Raw genomic sequence first — 19,562 nt, forward strand, 5'->3', positions numbered from 1 at the left:
ATGCGATCGGGCATAGCCGGTACCTGCCGATGGTGATTTATGAGAAAGGCGCGCCTGATCACTCCGCCTATGTGGGTAACCGCATGGAGGGCGCAGAGCACCAGAACAATCCATTCTGGACGCCTGCCGTGCATACGGCGAGCTGGGGCACGCAGGATGCCGCAGGGCTCGCCGTCGAGCACCTGAAGAAAATAGGCAAGGCCGGTGGGCGCATCGGCATCGAGCCAGCCTTCCTGCCATCCGACGCCCGCGACCTGCTTGCCTCTCGGCTGGATGGCGCTCGATTTGTCGATGCCACGCATGTGTTGGAGCGGCTGAGGGCGGTCAAGACGCCGGATGAACTGGCAAAGCTGAGACGCGCTTCCGAACTGATCACCGACTCTATGCTGGCGACGATCGCGGCGGCCCGCGCCGGCTCGACGAAGATGGAGATCATCGAGCAACTGCGCCGGGAGGAAACGAACCGCGGCCTGCACTTCGAATATTGCCTGCTGACGCTCGGCTCCAGCCACAATCGCGCGGGCTCGCCGCAGGCCTGGGCCGAGGGCGAGATCCTGTCGATCGATTCCGGCGGAAACTATCACGGATATATCGGTGACCTCTGCCGCATGGGTGTGCTCGGCGAGCCGGATGCGGAGCTGGAGGACCTTCTGGCCGAAGTCGAATCCATCCAGCAAGCGGCCTTCGCCCAGGTCAGGGCAGGGGCTGCGGGCAAGGAGATGATCGTGGCAGCGGAGGCCGAGCTCAAGGCCTCGCCGTCGGCGGCCTTCACCGACTTTTTCTGCCATGGCATGGGCCTCATCGCCCACGAAGCGCCATTCCTCATGACGAACCACCCCGTCACCTATGATGGCATCGATGCCGACAAACCGCTGGAGGCCGGGAGCGTGATCTCGGTCGAGACGACGATGCTTCACCCGAAGCGCGGATTCATCAAGCTGGAGGATACGCTTGCCATCACCGATGGCGGCTATGAAATGTTCGGCGACCGTGGCCGCGGCTGGAACCGCGGCGGAGCGTGATTGCAGGCCCATTGCAAAAAAAAGGCCCGGCAGATGTCACCTGCCGGGCCTTTCGTTGCTTGGTGCCGTCGTCTCAGCTGTGGTGGATCTCCGTTCCCAACACCTTCAGGCATTCGCGGATAAAGGCGGCGAGCGCCGTCCAGCCCTTGGCCGAAACCATCGTGCCATCGACATAGGCTTCGGTTGGCGACAGGTCGATATAGGTTCCGCCCGCCAGGGTGACCTCCGGTTCGCATGCCCCAAGTGCACCAACCTTCTTGCCGCGAACGACACCGTCGACCGCGATCAGAATCTGGACCCCGTGGCAGATGGTGAAGATAGGCTTCTTCTGCTCGTGGAAATGACGCACCATCGCCTGCACCCGCTTGTCGGTGCGGATATATTCCGGTCCACGCCCGCCGGCGCAGTAGACGGCGTGATACTGATCGAGCTGGTTCTCGGCCTCGGAAAACGTCTTGTTGATAGTGACGTTGTGCCCGAGTTTTTCGGTGTAGGTCTGGTCTCCCTCGAAATCGTGCAGCGACGTCCTGAGGATGTCGCCGGCCTTCTTATCCGGGCACACGATATGCACCGTGTGGCCGACCGCCTCCATCGCCTGCTGAAAGACGAAGATTTCGTACTCCTCGGTGAAATCGCCGGTGAGCATCAGGATTTTCTTGCCTGGCATGGGTTCTCCTCCTCATTGTCAGATCGGGCAGGCACGACCTTGCCTGCTGGGTTGCTCAGATTTCGTCGAAGGCCGGCAACAGCCGGTCGCGCGAATGTTCGATATGGATGCGCATTGCGTTCGCAGCCGCGCCGGGGTCGCGCGCCGCGAAGGCATCAAGCAGCGTCTGATGCTCGGCGAGGGCCTCCTCGGTGACACGGCGATGAAACATCAGGCGGAAGATATGGAAATGCGTGTGCTGGAATGTCAGCATCTCGCGGATCAACTCGTTGCCGGCAAATTCCATGATGCGGTCATGGAAAATGGCATCCTTGCGGGCGAAGGCCGAATAGTTCGCTCGTTCGTCCCTGTTGTCGCTGCGTGTCATCACTCCTGCGGCCTCCGTCAGGATGGCCAGCTTTTCGTCGTTCATCGCCTCGGCTGCCTTCGCAGCGCCGGCAGGTTCCAGCAGCAGGCGCAGTTCATAGAGTTCGTCGAAGCGGTGGCGCGTGATTTGCGGCGCGGCACGATAGCCGACCAGATGCTGCTTGACGACGAGGCCTTCGCCTTCAAGCCGGCCGAGGGCTTCGCGGATAGGGGTGTGTGAGACGTTGAATTCCCTGACCAGGTTGTCGACCGTGATGCGCGTCCCCGGCGCGATCTTCAGCGACATGAGCTGGTTGAAGATTGCCTCGTAGACGTCGCCCGCCAGGCTGTTGGCGCGCGGTATCTGGGTTGTGCCCGTCGAGGGTTCCTTCGGTCTCGTCGAAATCATCTGCTGCCTTGCCTCTTGACAGGTTCAATCGCTAGCACGATGCTGCGGCCAAGACAATCCTATATCCTATACGATTTAATATAGGGAGGAAAAATCATGCGCATATCCGAAGCGGCAGCGCTTGCGCTTGCCACCCGCCTGCTGGAAGAGCATGGCGCACCGCGTGACCATGCGGCCCTGCAGGCTCGCATCCTGGTCACGGCCGATATGAAGGGGCACCCTTCGCATGGCCTGTACCGGCTTCCACGGCTGGTCGAGCGCATCGAGCGCGGTGTCATTGACCCGCAGACGAAGGGCACGCAGCGCTGGCGCGCGGATGCGGTGCTGGAGGTGGAGGGTTCGTCGGGATTTGGCCCTGTCGTCGCCATGGCCGCGATCGAGCGGCTGGCGCCTCACATTCCGGATCTTGGCATCGGCCTCGTCGCCGTGCGCAATGCCAACCATCTCGGCATGCTCGCGCATTATGTGGAGGCCATCGCCGCACTGGGTTTCGTCGGCATCGCGCTTTCGTCGAGCGAGGCGCTGGTCCATCCCTTCGGCGGTACCCGGGCCATGCTCGGCACCAACCCCATCGCCATCGCCGTGCCGACCGCCGAAGAACCGCTCGTGCTCGACCTGGCCACCAGCCTCGTGCCGATGGGCAGGATCCATCACCACGCGGCGACCGGCAGGCCTATTCCCGAGGGATGGGCGCGCGATGCGACCGGCAAGCCGACGACCGATCCGGGGCGTGCGAAGGCCGGCGCGATTGCGCCTTTTGGCGACGCGAAGGGCTACGGCCTCGGTATCGCTTTGGAGCTGCTGGTGGCAGCTCTTGCCGGCTCGGCGCTCGCGCCGGATGCGCGCGGCACGCTCGACAGCCAGTCGCCGTGCAACAAGGGCGACGTCTTCATCTTGATCGAGCCCAATCTGGCGCCGGGACTGCCGGAGCGGCTGTCGACCTATCTCGATGCCGTGCGCGCTTCACCACCCGCCAGCGCCGGCGAACCGGTTCTCGTCCCGGGCGATCGTGCCCGCGGGCGGCGAGCGGCGGCAAGCCGCAACGGGTTCGAGATCGACCAGCGCCTCTGGGAAGACCTCAACGCGCTTTCGCGCCCGCGCATTCTGGCCTTCGAGGGACAAAGATCATGAGCCTGTTTGCCGCCTTGAGGCTGCCGCGGGAAATCCTGTTTGGCGTCGGCCAGCGCCATGCGCTCGCGAGCGTCGCCAGCAGGACCGGCCGGCGCGCACTCGTCTGCACGGATGCGCGTTTTGCCGCGACACCCGTCTTCGCGGAAATGATCGCCGCGCTCGAAGCGGCCGGCATCGTCGTCCTGGTGCATGACCAGACGCTGCCGGACGTGCCGCAAGATACGGTCGCGGTTTGCGTTGAGGCCGCGCGTGGCTTTGAGCCGGATATGGTGATCGGCATCGGTGGAGGCAGCTGTCTCGACATGGCCAAATGCGCTTCGCTCCTGCTCGCTCACGGCGGCGCGCTCGCCGATTATTACGGTGAGTTCAAGGTGCCGGCGCCCGTCCTGCCAGTCATCGCCGTGCCGACGACGGCAGGCACGGGCTCAGAGGTGACGCCGGTTGCGGTTGTTTCCGATCCCGATCGTATCCTGAAGGTTGGCATTTCTAGCCCATATCTCATCGCCGCAGCGGCGGTCTGCGACCCGGAACTGACCCTATCCTGCCCGCCTGGGCTCACGGCGATTGCCGGTGCGGATGCGTTGACGCATGCCATAGAAGCCTTCACGGCCATGCGCCGCCCCGGCGATCCTGAACTCGCGCAGCAGCATGTCTTCATCGGCAAGAGCGATCTCTCCGACCAGTTCGCGCTGCATGCCATCCGGCTCCTCAGCCGGAGCCTGGAAAAGGCCTTCGTCGACGGCGCCGACATCGATGCGCGCGCCGATGTGATGATGGGCGCGCTCGCAGCCGGCTGCGCCTTCGGAACGGCGGGCACCGCTGCGGCCCATGCCGTGCAATATCCGGTCGGGGCCTTGACCCATACGCCGCATGGCCTCGGGGTTGCGACCATGCTGCCCTATGTGATGACATATAATCGCCGCGTCGCGAGCGCGGACATCGCCATTGTCGGCAGGGCGCTCGGCCTCGATCCCACCGGAGTGGAGGATGACGAAACGGTTGCCGATGCCGCGATCGCAGAGGTGAGCCGCCTCTTTGCCGCGATTGGCATCGCTCCGACGCTTGCCGGGCTCGGCCTGCCGGAAGACCGGATCGACTGGGCGGCCGAGCAGGCGCTCGGCATCGGCCGGCTGATCAAGAATAATCCCCGCTCCTTCGATGCCGCCGCCATGCGTGGCCTGGTGCGCGCCGCCTATGACGGCGATCTGGCCGCTTCCGCCCTCTGACCTGGGAAATCATCATGAACGTCAACCAGCATTCTCCGCATCCAGACCACGATCCCTTCGGGCTCAGCGCGTTCTCCGACGGCCTCTATATTGGCGGCGCCTGGCGGCCTGCAGCGGGCGAGGGCCGGCTCGAGGTGATCGACCCCTCGACCGAGGCGATCATAGCCACCGTGCCGGATGCGACCCTTGCGGATGCGGCAGCGGCCGTGGAGGCTGCGGCAAGTGCGGCGGAAAGCTGGCGCGAGACGCCGCCGAGAAAGCGTTCCGAGATCCTGCGCCGCTGCTTCGAACTCATGGTGGAGCGCTCCGAAACGCTCGCCGGGCTCATTTCGCTCGAGAACGGGAAGGCGTTGCGCGACGCGCGCGGCGAGGTCGCCTATGCAGCAGAGTTCTTTCGGTGGAATGCCGAGGAGGCGGTGCGCATTTCCGGAGAGTTCGGCGTTGCCCCGGCCGGTGGAAACCGCATCGTCGTCGATTACCAGCCTATCGGCATCTGCGTTCTCATCACACCATGGAATTTCCCGGCCGCGATGGCGACCCGCAAGATCGCGCCTGCCCTTGCCGCAGGCTGCACCGTCATCCTGAAGCCGGCGAGCGAGACGCCGCTGACGGCCTATGCGCTTGCGGCTCTCTACGAGGAGGCTGGCGTGCCGCCGGGCGTCGTGAACGTGATGACAACATCGACGCCAGGCCCCGTCATCGCCGCCATGCTGGCCGACCCCCGCGTGCGAAAACTTTCCTTCACAGGTTCGACCGGCGTCGGCCGCACGCTTCTAGCGGAAGCGGCAAAAAATGTCATCTCCTGTTCCATGGAACTCGGCGGCAACGCGCCATTCATTGTTTTCGACGATGCGGACATTGACGCGGCGATCGAAGGTCTGATGATCGCGAAAATGCGCAATGCGGGTGAGGCCTGCACGGCTGCAAACCGCATTTATGTCCAGTCCGGTATCCACGATGCCTTCGCGGAAAAATTTACACGACGCATGGCTGCCCTTAGGGTTGGCCCGGGTGTGGATCTGGATACGGAATGCGGTCCGATGATCACGCGCAAGGCGGTGGAGAAGATCGAGCGCCTGGTTGCGGACGCCATTTCGCGCGGCGGGCACGTCCTCTGCGGCGGACGAACACTAGCCGGACGCGGCTTTTTTTATCCGCCGACGGTGCTTGTCGATGTTCCCCCGGCCTCCGACATGGGCTGCGAGGAGATTTTCGGTCCCGTCGCGCCGCTCTATCGTTTCGAGACCGAGGCCGAGGTCATCGCTGCCGCCAACGATACGGAATATGGCCTCGCCGCCTACATCTATACCCGCGACATTGGCCGCGGCATGCGGGTCGCCTCTAAGGTCGAGGCCGGCATGATTGCGCTTAATCGTGGACTGGTCTCCGATCCCGCTGCCCCCTTCGGCGGTGTGAAACAGAGCGGCCTTGGACGTGAAGGAGGGCAGCATCACGGTATCGCGGAGTTCATGGAAGCCAAGTACATTGCGACAAGTTTCTGAGGGAGGAACCTGTGGCCGCCGATCCGTTCCGCATTCGGGACCATGTCGCAGATTTCGACGCGATCGTTGGCGATATCCGAGCTCGCAGCCTTGCAACGCGGCGCACTGTCGCCATGGAGGCCAACATCGCCTACGGGGCTGGACCTGGCGAGACGCTCGACATCTTCCTGCCAGATAGCGCCGGCTCGGACTTGCCGATCCACATGTTCATCCATGGCGGCTATTGGCGGATGTTTTCCAAGGAGGACTATTCCTGCATCGCTGAGACCATTACCGGTGCCGGCGCGGTCGCAGCCATCGTCGATTATTCCTTGATGCCCACGGCGAGAATGGACGTCCTGGTTGGTCAGGTCCTCAGGGCCAAGGCATTCTTGCTGGCGCATGCCGATCGTTTTGGCGCCACACCGAAGCAATTCTCCGTCAGCGGTCACTCCGCCGGCGCACATCTTGCAACCTTTCTCTTCCATCGCTCGCCAGCGCCTTCGGGCGTAGGTGCTGCTTTCCTGCTTGGCGGGCTATACGATCTCGAACCCCTGCAGAGGTCTTTCCTGCGCGATGAAATTGCCTTGAGCGACGAGGAGGTGCGACGGTTTACGCCCATGCGTCACGAGCACGACCCTGCAACGCGTGTGGCTATCATGAGCGGGGAACTGGAAACTGATCCGTTCAAAATTCAGGCAAATGCTTTCAGGGACATTCTTGCCGCCCAAGGCCTTGACGTGCGGGCATCGCAGGTCGCAGACGGCAATCACATGAGCACAGTACGCGATCTCGCCGTCGCTGGCACAGCTGTGGCGGCAGCATTGCACGCCTTGATTGCCAATGATGCCGGTGAGGAACCGAAGCGATCACTCTTCCTCTGATCGCCGATTTGTCGTGATCGTGGCAATCGAAACGTGATGCATCAGCTCTTGTGGCTGGTACCAAGCCGTGCCGATCCGCGTTGCCGACATTGCGCAAAGGCCGACTGCTCCCTAGAAATCAGCCACTTTGCCCCAGGCGGATGTACCGAAGCGCTCGGGGTGGTAGGGCCTGGGATCAACGATCGGCTCATCGCCTGTAACGATATCGGCGATCAAATGGCCGGCGCCCGGCCCGATGCCGAAGCCGTGGCCGCTGAAGCCGGCAGCGAGGATGAAACCGGGCAAGGTGGCGATCTCGCCGATCCCCGGCACGCCGTCGGGCGTGCTATCGATATAGCCTGCCCAGGCCGCGCTGATATCGGTTTTCTTCAATGCGGGAAGAAGCTCGAGCGCCCGCGAATGCGTGAGGGCAATGGTGGCCTCGTTTGCCGCCGGGTCGAGGATGCGCATGCGCTCCATCGGTGTCGGCCTGTCGAGCCGCCAGCGTGCCAGAGATTCATGCCCTGAGCGAAAACCTTCCAACCCGCCGGGTGCGAGACTGCGCCAGCGCCGGGCAAACATCGGCAGGAACTGCCGCGCGAAGCGAAGCTGCTGCGGCGTCGGATCGACGCGGCCGCGGCCGCTGATCGCCAGCGTGTAGCCGCCATCGCGACGTCGCGTCACCGACACGGCTGATGTATGCAATGCATCCGGCAGGCCGCTCGCGCCTGGGGATACGGAGAGGATCGAGGAACGTATCGAGGCTTGCGGAAATCGAATGCCAAGCTGGCGGCAGAAGGAGGAGGCCCAGGCGCCACCGGCGAGGATCGCGATCTTTGTCCGGATCGTGCCATGCTCGGTGACGACGCCCGAGAGCCTGCCGCCTTCGACGTCGAGGCCGCGGGCCGCACAGGACTGATGCACCGTGCCGCCGAGCTTGAGGATCGCACGCGCGACGGCCGGCGCAGCGCTCGCTGGGTCGGCGGTGCCGTCGGTCGGCGAAAACACCCCGCCTTTCCATGAGGTGCCGGTGGCATGCCCGCGTTCGGTTGCCTCCGCGCTGCTCAGCATATGTGTCGTGACGCCGACCGAGCGGGCGAAATCGCGCCAACGGGCCCAGCCGGACAGTTCCTCGTCGCTATTGCTGAGGTAGAAGAGACCGCAACGACGGAAGCCGGTGTCCTCACCGGTCTCAGTGGCGAAACGCTCCCACAAATCGAGGCTCTTCGTCGACATCGGCAATTCGCGCGCGTCGCGGTTCTGCTGCCGGCACCAGCCCCAGTTGCGGCTCGACTGCTCGGCGCCGATCAGGCCCTTCTCGACGAGGGCGACCTTCAATCCGCGCCGGGTGAGATAGTAGGCCGCGAAAACGCCAACGATGCCGCCGCCGATCACCACGACATCAGCGGTGGGAGGCAGTTCCGGCGTGGTGTCGACGCGATTGAGCGGTGCGGGCATGGGAGAGTCTCCGTTTTAGCGTAGTGTAGCGGATCCGACGCCACGGCTTTGCCGGAGATCGGTTGGTGGCAGCAGAAGATTCCGCGTGGGGAGGATGCCAGCAGCCGTTTGTGCTTCGGCCTGTCTCGCAACGCGATCGACAGATCAATGTCATGTGTTAAGGTTGGTGTCGGGAACAAGCAGCATAATCTGCTGCGTCATTGGCGATCTCCAGCAAGTGAGGGCGTGTGAGATGAAACTCGACCGAATCGACGTAAAAATCCTTTACGAACTGCAGAAGAATGGCCGCGTCACGAATGTGGAACTCGCCGAACTGGTCAATCTGTCGCCGAGCCCCTGCCTGATGCGGGTGAAGAAGCTGCAGTCGGAGGGCTACATCGAAGGTTATTCAGCCCAGATCAACGTGAGCAAACTGGGGCAGACGCTGACGGTGTTCACCGAGATCACCCTGAAGAACCACCGGCAGATCGACTTCGCCCGCTTCCTGGCGGCGATCGAGAAGGTCGATCAGGTGATCGAATGTCATCTCGTTTCGGGCGGCTACGATTATCTGCTGAAGTTCGTCACCGCCGGCATCGACGAATACCAGACGATCATGGAGCGGCTGACTGACCTGGATGTCGGCATCGACAAATATTTCAGCTTCGTCGTCCTCAAGTCGCCGATCATCAAGGCCCACATGCCGCTCACCACCTTGTTTCCGCATTAGTCGGCGAGAAGGACCGCACAGGGAGCCGCTCCTGATATCACGGCTGGATGTCCTTTCGTCCGCCCCCGTGGCCGAATGTCCCAACGCACTCTGTCAGGGCTCCAGATCGACCTTACCCAACTGCACCTCCTCGACCCAATCGAGAGGCCGATTCTCTCTGTCGCAGGTTGTTCTCCCTATAATAAGAGTTCCATACTGGTTGGAAGGACTTGCGACAGGATGTCGGGCCTGCTCTCTAAAGCCATATTCTTTGCCACTTGCTGATCTCTGCCGTGAGGCCGGAGACGTTCCAGCACGACCTGACCGGGTGCGCGCTAAAGTCCGGCAAGCATCTCGCTTTTGGCTCCGAGCAGGGCAGCGCGGCAACGCCTTGAATCGGCGCTCAGTGCCTGCAATAGGTCCGCACCAGTTCCGGATCCTGCTGGAGCCCGTCGAGCCAGGCCGGATCGAGCGTTGGCACCGATGAGAAGAGCAGTTGCGAATAGGGGTGTTGCGGCGCCTTCACCGTCGATGAGGTGATCTCCTCGACCTTCCGGCCTCCATACATCACGACGATCTCATCGCAGATCGCTTCTACCACTGAGAGGTCGTGGCTGATGAAGATGTAGGAGAGGCCGAGTTCGCGCTGCAATTCCTTGAGCAGGTCGATGACCGCTGCGGCGACAACCGTGTCGAGCGCCGAGGTAATCTCGTCGCAGAGGATCAGCTTCGGATCGGCGGCGAGCGCCCGGGCGAAGTTGACGCGCTGCTTCTGCCCGCCCGAGAGTTCGCCCGGCCGGCGATGGCGCAGGTTGCGGGGCAGGCGCACCATGTCAAGCAGTTGATCGATCCGGGCGTTCCGCGCCTTTCGATCCATGCCGTGGTAAAAGACCAGAGGTCTGTCGAGGATGTCCTCGACTGATTTTGCCGGGTTGAGTGCGGTATCGGCATATTGGAAGACGATCTGCATCTCGCGCAGCTCATCACGCGAACGCTCGCGCGCGTTGCGATGCAGTTCCGTGCCGTCGAAGACGATCTTGCCGACCGCGGCCGGCAGGATGCCGGCGATGGTGCGGGCGAGCGTCGACTTGCCGCAACCGGATTCGCCGATGATGCCGAGATTACGGCCTTTCTCCACCTTCAGGCTGACATGCTCGACCGCGCGAACGAGCGGCAGGCCGTCAGCCTGGCGCTGTCCATAACCCGCGACGAGATCTTCGATGCTCAGCAGGGGAGCGGTCGCTGGTTCGGCCGGGCCAGTTGCGCCGCGCGGTTTCGGTTCGAAGGCTGCGAGCAGCTCCCTGGTATAGGGGTGCTTGGCATTGTTGAGGATTTCGCCGGTGGTGCCGGTTTCCTGGGTCTCTCCGCCTTTCAGGACCACGATGCGGTCGGCGATCTGGGCGACGACGGCAAGGTCGTGCGAGACATAAACGCCAGCGATGCCCCCCTTCTTCATGACCGACTTGAAAGCCCGCAGCACTTCGATCTGGGTCGTGACGTCGAGCGCCGTCGTCGGCTCGTCGAAGATGACGAGGGTCGGGTCGCCGATCAGCGCCATGGCGGCCGCCAGACGTTGCAGCTGGCCGCCGGAAACCTGGTGCGGATAACGGCTGCCGATCGTCTCGGGGTCCGGCAGGGACAGCGCCCGGAAGAGTTCGACGGCCCGGGCACGCGCCTCGTCCGGCGACATCAGCTGGTGAATACGCGTGACTTCGATCACCTGGTCCATGATCGATGTGGCCGGGTTGAAGGCGGCAGCCGCCGATTGCGGGACATAGGCAACTTTGGTGCCGCGCACCTTGGCGCGCTGCTTCTCGCTGAGCGTGACCATGTCCTTGCCGCCGACCGAAACGCTGCCGCCGGAGATGCGACAGCCCGCACGCGTATGGCCCATGAGGGTCAGGGCGATGGTTGTCTTGCCCGAGCCGCTCTCGCCGATCAGCGCGACGATTTCGCCCTCGGCAACATCGAGGCTGACACCCTTGATGATCTCGACGCGACGGCCGGAATCGGTGGTGGCTTCGACCTTCAGGTCACGGATTTCGATGAAATTGCTCATGACACACTCCGGTCGCGGATTTTCTGCGGCAGGTTGTCGATCAGCAGGTTGACGCTGATCGTCAGGCTGGCGATGGCAAACGAGGGAAACATCACCGCCGGCGCACCGAATGGCAGGCCGCCGATATTCTCGCGCACCAGCGCACCCCAATCGGCATAGGGCGGCTGGACGCCAAGGCCGAGGAAGGAAAGCCCGGAGAGCAACAGAACGATGAAGACGAAGCGGATGCCGAGATCGGCAAGCACCGGCCCGACGATGTTGGGCAGGATTTCCGAGCGAATGAGATAGAGGGTGCTTTCGCCGCGGATACGCGCGACGGTGATGAAATCCATCGCATTGATGTTGACCGCGAGCGCCCGGGCGAAGCGGTAAGCGCCGGGGATGTAGATCACCGACAGCGTCATGATCAGCACCGGGACCGAGGAGCCGACGGCAGCGACGACCACCAGACCGAACAGCTTGCTCGGGATGGAGTTAAGCGCATCGAGGAAGCGGCTGAGGATCGTGTCCAGCCAGCCGCCGGCGACAGCTGCGATCATGCCGAGCACGACGCCGCTGGAGCAGGCGATCGTGACCGCCGCCAGCGAGATGCCGACCGTATAGCGCGCGCCCATCAGAATCCTTGAGAGCATGTCGCGGCCGAGATAATCGGAGCCGAGCCAGAGTTCCCGGCTCATCGGGCCGAAATAGTCGAGATCGATGATCTCGCCGACCGGGTAGGGGATGATCCATGGCGCGAAGATCGCGACGAGCGCCCATAAGAGGATCACAGTGAAGCCGATCGCGCCGACGATGTTGAAGCGATAGCCAAACCGGGTTCCGGACAGCCGGCCGGAGGTGGTTTCGGAACTGGTCATGGTCATCGGAGCCTCGGATTGGAAAGGATGGCGATGATATCGGCGATGGTGATCAGCAGCAGGTAGCCAAGACAGAAGATCATCGCGCAGCTCTGGATCAGCGGCAGGTCGCGGGTGGCGACGGCATCCAGCATCAGCTTGGCGATACCGGGATAGTTGAAAATGGTCTCGACGATGATGACGCCTCCGAGCAGATAGGACAGCGAAAGCGCAACGGCATTGACGATCGGGCCGAGCGCATTCGGCAGTGCATGGCGAAAGACGATGCGCGGCCGGGAGGCGCCCTTGAGCAATGCCATCTCAACATAGGGTGTGTTGAGCGTCTCGATGACAGCCGCCCGCGTCATGCGGATCATCTGGGCCGACACGACGAAGGTGAGGGTGATCACCGGCATGGCATAGACGCGCAACAGATCGGTCAGACTGTGGACCTCATTGGCGAAAGAAAGTGCCGGTAGCCATTTCAGATAGACGGCAAAGATGAGCGCCGCGGAGGTCGCGACCATGAACTCCGGCACGGAGATGACGCCGATGGTGATCACGGTGACGATCCGGTCGTAAAGGGTGCCGCGCAGCATCGCCGCAGTGATCCCGAGCGTCAGCGCGATCGGTACGGAGAAAAGCGCGGTGACGCCGGCAAGTTTCAGCGTGTTGACGAAGCGGCCGGCGATGAGAGCGGCGATCGGCATGTCGTTGGCATAGGACGTGCCGAGGTCGCCTTGCAGCAGCCCGACTAACCAGCGCAGGAAACGAAAGAGCGCCGGTTCGTCGAGATGCATGGCCTTGCGCAGGCCTTCGACAGCTTCCGGGGTGGCGGCTTGGCCGAGCAGGATCGTCGCCGTATCTCCAGGCAACAGCGTTGTCGCAAAGAAGACGGCGAAGGAGACGATCACTAGGGTGATCACGGCGACGAACAATCTGCTCAGTACAAGGGATAAGACCTGGCGGTTCACGGGCGTCTTCCCTTTGCGTTCGAGTTAAGTTCCATCAATGCAGATGGAGGAACTGGGGCGCGGCCGCAGCCCCAGTCTCCTGCCTAATCAGGCTTCAAGCCAGACATACTCCGCAAAAGCGTATCCCATCTGGCCGCCTAGCGGGTTGGCTTCCAGGCCCTTGAGCTTGGCGGTCGTCGCATCGACGTTCGAGATATAGGCCGGAATGATAGTACCGGCTTCCTGGGCGACCATGCCCTGCATCTCGTTATAGATCGCCTTGCGCTTGTCTTGATCGAGAGAGCCGCGCGCCTCGATCAGCATCTTGTCGAACTTCTCCGACTTGTAGTGGCTTTCGTTCCACGGAGCGTCCGAGGTGTAGAGCAGGGAGAAGAGGATATCGGGTGTCGGCCGCGGGTTGATATTGCCGAAGTGGATCGGCGCCTTGAGCCAGTAATTGTCCCAATAGCCATCAGATGGCACTCGCTGAACATCGAGCTTCATGCCGATTTCGGCGCCGGCCGCCTGGATGATCATGGCCATGTCGATCGACGAGCTCGCCGCATCGGAAGCGATGATCGGGATGGATTGGCCAAGCACGCCGGCCTTTTCGAAGTGGAACTTCGCCTTCTCAGGATCAAAGGCTCGCGCTTTCAGCTCTGCGTCATGATAGAAGTTCGCCGGCGAAACGGGTTGATCGTTGCCGACTTCACCGAGACCGCGCAGCGCCGATTTGACGATCTGTTCGCGGTTGACGAGATACTTCATGCCCTCAATGAAGTCGCGCTTGTTGCCGGGCTCCATATCCAGTCGCATGTTGAGATTGGTATAGTTGCCGGACGTGGTCTTCGACAAGGTGAAGCCGTCGCCCTGGGCCTCGACGAGGCGCATAGAGCGCGGATTGATCGTGGCTGCGAGATGGATGTCGCCCGCAAGCAGTGCGTTTACACGGGCATTGTCGTCGCTGATCGCGAAATATTCGAAGGAATCGACATTCGGGCCGGATTTCCAGTAATTCTTGTTCTTGATCCCGACGGACCGGACGCCCGGCTCGAAGACTTCCTTGACGAAAGCGCCGGTGCCGTTGGCCTTGGTGAAATCGGTCGTGCCGTCGGCGACGATCATGAAATGATGCATCGACAGAATGGTCGGCAGGTCGGCATTCGGGCTGGCGAGTGTGATCTCGACGGTTTGTTTGTCGACCGCCTTGAAGCCGGTCATCTGGGCGGCGATCTTGGCGACCTTTGAGCCGACGGACGGGTCGAGATGGCGCTTTAGCGAGAAAACCACGTCATCGGCGGTCAGCGGCTTGCCGTCATGGAAAGTAACGCCGTTCTTCAGCTTGACCGTCCAGGTCTTCGCATCCTTGGACTCGATCGCTTCGGCAAGCTCCATCTGCGGCGTGCCTGATTTGTCGAGGAAGGTAAGGCGGTTATAGAAGGAGCAGCACCGGACATAGTCGGTGGAGAGCGACGCCTTGGCGGGGTCGAGCGTATCGGCTGTGGAGGACGACCAGCCGGCCGCCTTGAGCGAGCCGCCGGAAACGGGCGTGGCGGCAAGCGCCTTGCCGGCACGGCCAAGCACGAGCCCGCCGGCAGACAGCGCCACACCGCCCGCAAGCATCATATGCAGCAACTCGCGACGAGTGGCGCCACGACGGATGGCGCTTTCGACCATGGCATCGTCGGATCTGGTCCAATTGGTGATCTTGTCGTTCATCTCATTCCCCTTTTCTTGTGTGGCGGGCTGCCCGTTGCGGGCAGGCCCGATCTGCTTTCAAAGTCAGGCGCGCGCGGCGGCCACGGCATCGGCAAGGCCGGCCATGGAGGTGAAATGGTAATCGGGTTTGGTGAACTCAGCCGGTTCGATCGTGCCGCCGTAACCCTTCTCGGCATGTCGTCGCTCGATCCAGCAATTGGTCAGCCCGAGTTTCTTGGAGATCCCGATGTCGTGGTACTGGCTCTGGGCGACATGCAGGATGTCTTCCTTCGAATGTCCTTCCGAGGCGACGTAGTCGAATACCTTCGCGAAGAATGCGGGATCGGGTTTCTCGGTCCCGGTATCATCTGCGGTGAAGGCGGCATAAAAGGGATTGCCGAGTTCCTTCTCGAAGAAATCGAAGGCCCAGCGGCGGGCATTGGTCATCGCCACGAGGCGGTAATTTTTCGCAAGACTTGCCAGCGCCGCGGCGCTGTCTGCAAAACCCTTCCAGCTCTTCGCCGAATCCCGCAGGCGTTCGCCATATTTTTGCTCAGTGGGCAGGCCGAGCTTCGGCGCGATCGCAAGGTAGACGCGCACGAGGTCGTCCGGAAAGAGATCGGCATGCTCGGAATAGCGGGCTGCGCGGTAGAGGCTAAGCGCTTGCTCGCCGTCGACTGTGCTTCCGACCTCGGCCGCAATCTCGGCGAAGCAGGTCTTGAGGCCGCCCTCGAAGTCGATAAGCGTGCCGACGACGTCGAAGGTCATGTATTTGAATTCCGAAAGGCTCTTGCTCACGTGAATTCCCCAGTGTTCGGCTCCGATGGGAGCTCGGCTTCTCGAAGAAGAAAATTCTGTTCCGCCGGCGGGGTCATTGTCCCGCTCTTTTATGGGAAGGCCCGCATCTACCGGGATCCAGGCCTTTCGTTGACTTCAGTTTGTCACCTGCACTGCGCCGGATTCGCCGAATAGACGCCATGAGGCGGCACAAAATACCGAATCTGACGGTTTCCCGATATTCTCAGGCCTGCAGCGCCCGACGCACATCCGGATCCTCCAGCGTCTCGTCCAGCGTGATGCGGGTGCGCTCGACGATCGCGTCAATCTCCGTCTCTGTGCAGCAAAGCGGCGGAGCATAGCCAATTGCACCATTGCCGAAGGCGCGGATGACGAGGCCGTTTTCCCATGCGCGATCGAAGATGCGGCGGGCGGGTTCGGCAGATGCCGGCAAGGGCGTTTTGTTCACCTTGTCGACCACCAGCTCGACGGCGGCCAGCATGCCGCGGCCGCGGACATCGCCGACGAGCGGATGATCCCTCAGCGATTCCAGGCCCCGCATCAGCCGTGCGCCGGCCCTGACGCCGTTTTCGAGAAGGCCGTTTTCGTAGAGCTTCAGGACTTCGAGGCCGACCGCGGCGCTGACGGGATGGGCCGAATAGGTATAGCCATGGCCAACGGCGGCAGCACCCGCGCCCTCGGCGATCGTTTGATAGACGTGATCGGCCATCAAGACGGCGCCCATGGGAACGTAGCCCGAGGTGAGGCCCTTGGCGGTCGTCATGAAGTCGGGCACGACCTCATCCTCGCTGCAGGCGAAAAGCGGGCCGGTGCGGCCAAAGCCGGTGATCACCTCGTCCGCGACAAAAAGGATGTCGTGCGCGCGGCAGAATTCGCGCATGGCTTTCATCCAGCCTTTCGGCGGCACCAGAACGCCGCCCGATCCCTGGATCGGCTCGACGTAGAAAGCGGCGACGCGTTCCGGCCCGATCGCCTCGACCTTGCTTTTCAGCGCCGCAAGCGAGGCGTCGATGATCGCCTGCGGATTGTCGCCCACCGGGTTGCGATAGGCGTAGTGAGACGGAATCTTATGCTGCCAATCGAATGGAACGCCGAAGCCGGCATGGAAGGCAGGTAGCGCGGTCAGACCCGCGCCGACCGTCGAGGAGCCATGATAGCCCTGTTCGACGGAGATGAACTGATCGCGCTGAGGCTGTCCACGGGCATGCCAATAATAGCGGATGAAGCGGATCGTGCTGTCCACCGCATCGGAGCCGCCGAGCGTGAAATAGACGTGGTTGAGATCGCCCGGTGCGCGGTCGGCGAGTTCGCCGGCAAGCCGGATCGCGGGCTCTGAGCCGAGGCCGAAATAGGCCGTCGCATAGGGAAGCTCGCGCATCTGCCGGGCCGCTGCCTCGACGATGCTCTCGTGGCCGTAACCGGCATTGACGCACCAGAGTCCGGCGAAGCCGTCGATCAGCTGCTTGCCGGAGGCGTCGGTGACCGTCGCGCCCTTGGCCGAGGCCAGCACGCGCACGCCAAGCTTTTCATGGCCTCGATAGGAGGCGACAGGGTGAATGAGGTGGGCGCGATCGAGTTCAATGAGAGAATTGCTGTACATGGAGATCTCCGGATCAGCCGAGTGCCTGGCTGGCGAGGGCAAAGGTGGTGACGGCCGGTTCGGCGGCGTGGTGGACGAAGGGCTTTTTCATGGTGATTCCGCCGCCGACATGGGCGAGCCCGTGTTCGGCGAGCCACGGGGAAAGCCCGGTCTCGGCCGTGGTGTCGACCCTGAGGAACTGCCCGAACCGCTTGGCGATGAAATGTTCGATGAGTTTCCTGGCCTCGCCGACGTCGGCGGCCACCACGGGTCCGATCACTTCGCCGCGGCCGAAGGGACGCAGGCAAGCGAAGCCGGAAACGTGGTCGTCGCGACGAATGACGGCGAACTCGCCGATCCCGGTGAAATAAGAGAGCAGCCGTTCGCGGTCGGCGCCGAAGGCAAGGCGGTCGAGTGCCGCGATAGCAGGGAGGTCGGCGTCGGTGGCGGCTTGCGTTTCCGCCGGCGCGGCGATGTCTCCGGCAAGGCCCTGATGTTGCGCCACGGTTCCCGTCTCGTGGAAGCCAAGCTTCTGGTAGAGCGGCAGGCCTGCCGTCGTCGCCACCAGCCTCAGCGGCCGGTCTCCGGCGGCCAGCAATGCGGCGTCCATTAGCTTGCGGCCGAGGCCGCGGCCGCGCATCGACTCGTCGACGATGACCATGTTGATCGTCGCACAATCTCTCTTGTACGGCGTAACGAGGACGGTGCCGACGACCCTGCCGTCCTCGACCGCAACCATCCCGTCGCTCAAGGCGAGCGCCAGCTGCCAGTCTTCCGTCCGATGCGGCCAGCCCGCCTGTCTTGAGAGCGCGACGGCGGCTTCCAGATGGTCGGGGCCGAACGGGACGATTTCGATCTGACTTGCTTGCATGGGGGCGTCCTTCATATTGTACCCGCCAGTCTGCCGGAGCACCGGCGGGCAGATCGTCTGAAGGCCGTGGTTCAAGCAGTATCTTATGGCGTTGCTGTCATGGAGCGCCGCATCTTATGCTAGAACCGACCGATATTCATCGGGTCCCAGGTCTGTCAGTGCATCATCGCCAGCGCTGCCGTAAAGAAATCCTCGCCTCCGAAGTTTCCTGATTTCAACGCCAGTAGCATATCGCCCTGGGCATTGCCGACTGTGCGCAGCACCGGCACGCCGGGCGCAATCTCCGGGCCGATCAGAAATGCCGGAATGGCGAGCCGGTCGACGGCGGCGCCTGAGGTTTCGCCGCCGGCGACCACAAGGCGCCGCACGCCTCTCTCCACCAGTTCGGCTGTGATGATCGACGTCGCGGTCTCGATCGCGTGGCCGGAGGCCTCTCGTCCATAGAGCGATTGCAGCCGGGACACGGTTTCAGGCGCAGCACTCGCGGCGATGACGACGGGGCCGGCGGAGATGCGCTCTCCGGCCCAGGAAATCGCCGCGGCGATCTCATCCGGACCGGCAAGCAGCCGCTCCGGATCGAGCCGCAGGACGGGCATCGACCGTTCGGCGACGTCAAGCTGACGGAGCGTCGCCTTGGAGCAACTGCCGGCAACGATCGCTGAAAGTCCGCCCACGGGGCGAATGGCGTCCGCCGTCGTTGCGCCGCCGGAGGATATCCGGCCGGAGCGGACGAGCGCACGGGCAAGGCCGAGGCCGAGGCCGGACGCACCTGTGGACACCGGCGTTTCGAGAGCGACCTCGCCGAGCGTTTCAAGATCCCGTTCGAAGATCGCATCGGCGATAACAGCAGTGACGCCTGCGGTGCGAAAGGCATCGAGCCTCATTTTGACGGAGCCGGGTCCGGCCGCGATGGTCGTGAGATCGATCAGTCCGACGACATTGCGCGACTGGCGGGTCAGAACCCGCACGAGATTGGCGTCATGCATCGGATTGAGGGGGTGGTCCTTGAGCGGGCTTTCGTTCAAAGGCTGTCCGGCGACGAAGAGATGGCCAAGATAGACGGTGCGTCCCGTTTCCGGAAAGGCGGGCGTTACCAGTACGATGCCGCCGCCGGCAGCATCGCTCAAGGCCTCGGTGACCGGACCGATATTGCCGGCATCGGTGGAATCGAAGGTCGAGCAGATCTTGTAAAGCACATGGCCGGCACCCCGCCGGCGCAGCCATCGCTCGGCGCTCGCCGCCGCCGCCACGGCGTCCGAGGCCGGGACGGAGCGGATCTTCAGGGAAACGACGACGGCGTCGACATCCGGTAGGGCGAGCGACGGATCAGGGATGCCGACCGTCTGCACAGTGCGTAGACCGTTCTTCGTCAGGGTGTTGGCGAGGTCGGAGGCGCCGGTATAGTCGTCAGCGATTGATCCGAGCAGAATAGCCATCGTCTAGCTCCGTGCAAAGGGTTTGAACCAGCCAAGACCGCC

The 19,562-nt window shown here is 62.9% G+C and carries 17 protein-coding genes; 6 read left to right on the forward strand and 11 right to left on the reverse strand.

Features of this window, described 5'->3' with window-relative positions:
- Positions 1 to 1,022: Xaa-Pro peptidase family protein (locus FY112_RS10600; protein WP_151518358.1), on the forward strand; the 1,022-nt coding region annotated here is incomplete at its 5' end.
- 73 nt (positions 1,023 to 1,095) lie between these two features.
- Here FY112_RS10600 and FY112_RS10605 read toward each other — a convergent pair.
- Positions 1,096 to 1,689, reverse strand: coding sequence for a DJ-1/PfpI family protein (locus FY112_RS10605; protein ID WP_131719011.1), 594 nt, complete (start codon positions 1,687 to 1,689; stop codon positions 1,096 to 1,098).
- Between the two features lie 55 nt (positions 1,690 to 1,744).
- On the reverse strand, positions 1,745 to 2,443 hold the full coding sequence (locus tag FY112_RS10610) for a GntR family transcriptional regulator (protein WP_131719010.1): 699 nt from the start codon (positions 2,441 to 2,443) through the stop codon (positions 1,745 to 1,747).
- 96 nt (positions 2,444 to 2,539) lie between these two features.
- Here FY112_RS10610 and FY112_RS10615 point away from each other — a divergent pair, with 96 nt between their 5' ends.
- From FY112_RS10615 to FY112_RS10630, 4 genes are read left to right on the forward strand one after another with little or no spacing between them, the layout of a single operon-like run.
- Positions 2,540 to 3,574, forward strand: coding sequence for an Ldh family oxidoreductase (locus FY112_RS10615; RefSeq protein ID WP_131719009.1), 1,035 nt, complete (start codon positions 2,540 to 2,542; stop codon positions 3,572 to 3,574).
- A complete protein-coding gene (locus tag FY112_RS10620) occupies positions 3,571 to 4,800 on the forward strand; it encodes an iron-containing alcohol dehydrogenase (protein WP_131719008.1) in 1,230 nt (409 codons plus the stop codon). Before FY112_RS10615 ends, FY112_RS10620 begins: the two co-directional genes overlap by 4 nt.
- A gap of 14 nt (positions 4,801 to 4,814) precedes the next feature.
- Positions 4,815 to 6,302: an NAD-dependent succinate-semialdehyde dehydrogenase gene (locus FY112_RS10625; protein WP_131719007.1), complete on the forward strand. Its 1,488-nt coding sequence runs from the start codon at positions 4,815 to 4,817 to the stop codon at positions 6,300 to 6,302.
- Between the two features lie 11 nt (positions 6,303 to 6,313).
- Entirely contained in the window at positions 6,314 to 7,165 is an 852-nt protein-coding gene (locus tag FY112_RS10630) for an alpha/beta hydrolase (RefSeq protein WP_131719006.1), read from the forward strand.
- 111 nt (positions 7,166 to 7,276) lie between these two features.
- On the opposite strand, the gene FY112_RS10635 is transcribed toward FY112_RS10630, so the two are convergent.
- Complete coding sequence (locus FY112_RS10635; RefSeq protein WP_131719005.1) at positions 7,277 to 8,602, reverse strand: FAD-binding oxidoreductase; 1,326 nt, start codon at positions 8,600 to 8,602, stop codon at positions 7,277 to 7,279.
- A 232-nt stretch (positions 8,603 to 8,834) separates the two neighbouring features.
- On the opposite strand from FY112_RS10635, the gene FY112_RS10640 reads away from it, so the two are divergent.
- The gene (locus FY112_RS10640; RefSeq protein ID WP_025397104.1) at positions 8,835 to 9,311 is read left to right on the forward strand and encodes an Lrp/AsnC family transcriptional regulator; all 477 of its coding nucleotides are present in this window, start codon (positions 8,835 to 8,837) and stop codon (positions 9,309 to 9,311) included.
- A gap of 382 nt (positions 9,312 to 9,693) precedes the next feature.
- Here the strand turns inward: FY112_RS10640 and FY112_RS10645 are convergent, their stop codons facing one another.
- The 8 genes from FY112_RS10645 to otnK form a co-directional block, all read right to left on the reverse strand.
- Positions 9,694 to 11,349: an ABC transporter ATP-binding protein gene (locus tag FY112_RS10645; protein ID WP_151518359.1), complete on the reverse strand. Its 1,656-nt coding sequence runs from the start codon at positions 11,347 to 11,349 to the stop codon at positions 9,694 to 9,696.
- Positions 11,346 to 12,212, reverse strand: coding sequence for an ABC transporter permease (locus FY112_RS10650; protein ID WP_151518360.1), 867 nt, complete (start codon positions 12,210 to 12,212; stop codon positions 11,346 to 11,348). The genes FY112_RS10645 and FY112_RS10650 overlap by 4 nt, the downstream gene beginning before the upstream one ends.
- A complete protein-coding gene (locus FY112_RS10655) occupies positions 12,209 to 13,159 on the reverse strand; it encodes an ABC transporter permease (RefSeq protein ID WP_011649368.1) in 951 nt (316 codons plus the stop codon). Before FY112_RS10655 ends, FY112_RS10650 begins: the two co-directional genes overlap by 4 nt.
- Before the next feature lie 87 nt (positions 13,160 to 13,246).
- Positions 13,247 to 14,857 (reverse strand): ABC transporter substrate-binding protein, encoded by a 1,611-nt coding sequence (locus FY112_RS10660; protein WP_151518361.1) that lies wholly within the window; start codon positions 14,855 to 14,857, stop codon positions 13,247 to 13,249.
- A gap of 63 nt (positions 14,858 to 14,920) precedes the next feature.
- Positions 14,921 to 15,634, reverse strand: a complete 714-nt coding sequence (locus FY112_RS10665) for an HAD-IA family hydrolase (RefSeq protein ID WP_151518362.1) — start codon at positions 15,632 to 15,634, stop codon at positions 14,921 to 14,923.
- Positions 15,635 to 15,857: 223 nt separating this feature from the next.
- Entirely contained in the window at positions 15,858 to 17,234 is a 1,377-nt protein-coding gene (locus FY112_RS10670; protein WP_131620221.1) for an aspartate aminotransferase family protein, read from the reverse strand.
- A gap of 13 nt (positions 17,235 to 17,247) precedes the next feature.
- Positions 17,248 to 18,084: a GNAT family N-acetyltransferase gene (locus FY112_RS10675; protein ID WP_131708048.1), complete on the reverse strand. Its 837-nt coding sequence runs from the start codon at positions 18,082 to 18,084 to the stop codon at positions 17,248 to 17,250.
- 155 nt (positions 18,085 to 18,239) lie between these two features.
- On the reverse strand, positions 18,240 to 19,520 hold the full coding sequence (gene otnK / locus FY112_RS10680) for a 3-oxo-tetronate kinase (RefSeq protein ID WP_131708049.1): 1,281 nt from the start codon (positions 19,518 to 19,520) through the stop codon (positions 18,240 to 18,242).
- Positions 19,521 to 19,562 lie beyond the last annotated feature (42 nt).

The sequence above is a fragment of the Rhizobium sp. PEPV16 genome (assembly GCF_008919455.1).
Taxonomy (GTDB): domain Bacteria; phylum Pseudomonadota; class Alphaproteobacteria; order Rhizobiales; family Rhizobiaceae; genus Rhizobium; species Rhizobium leguminosarum_Q.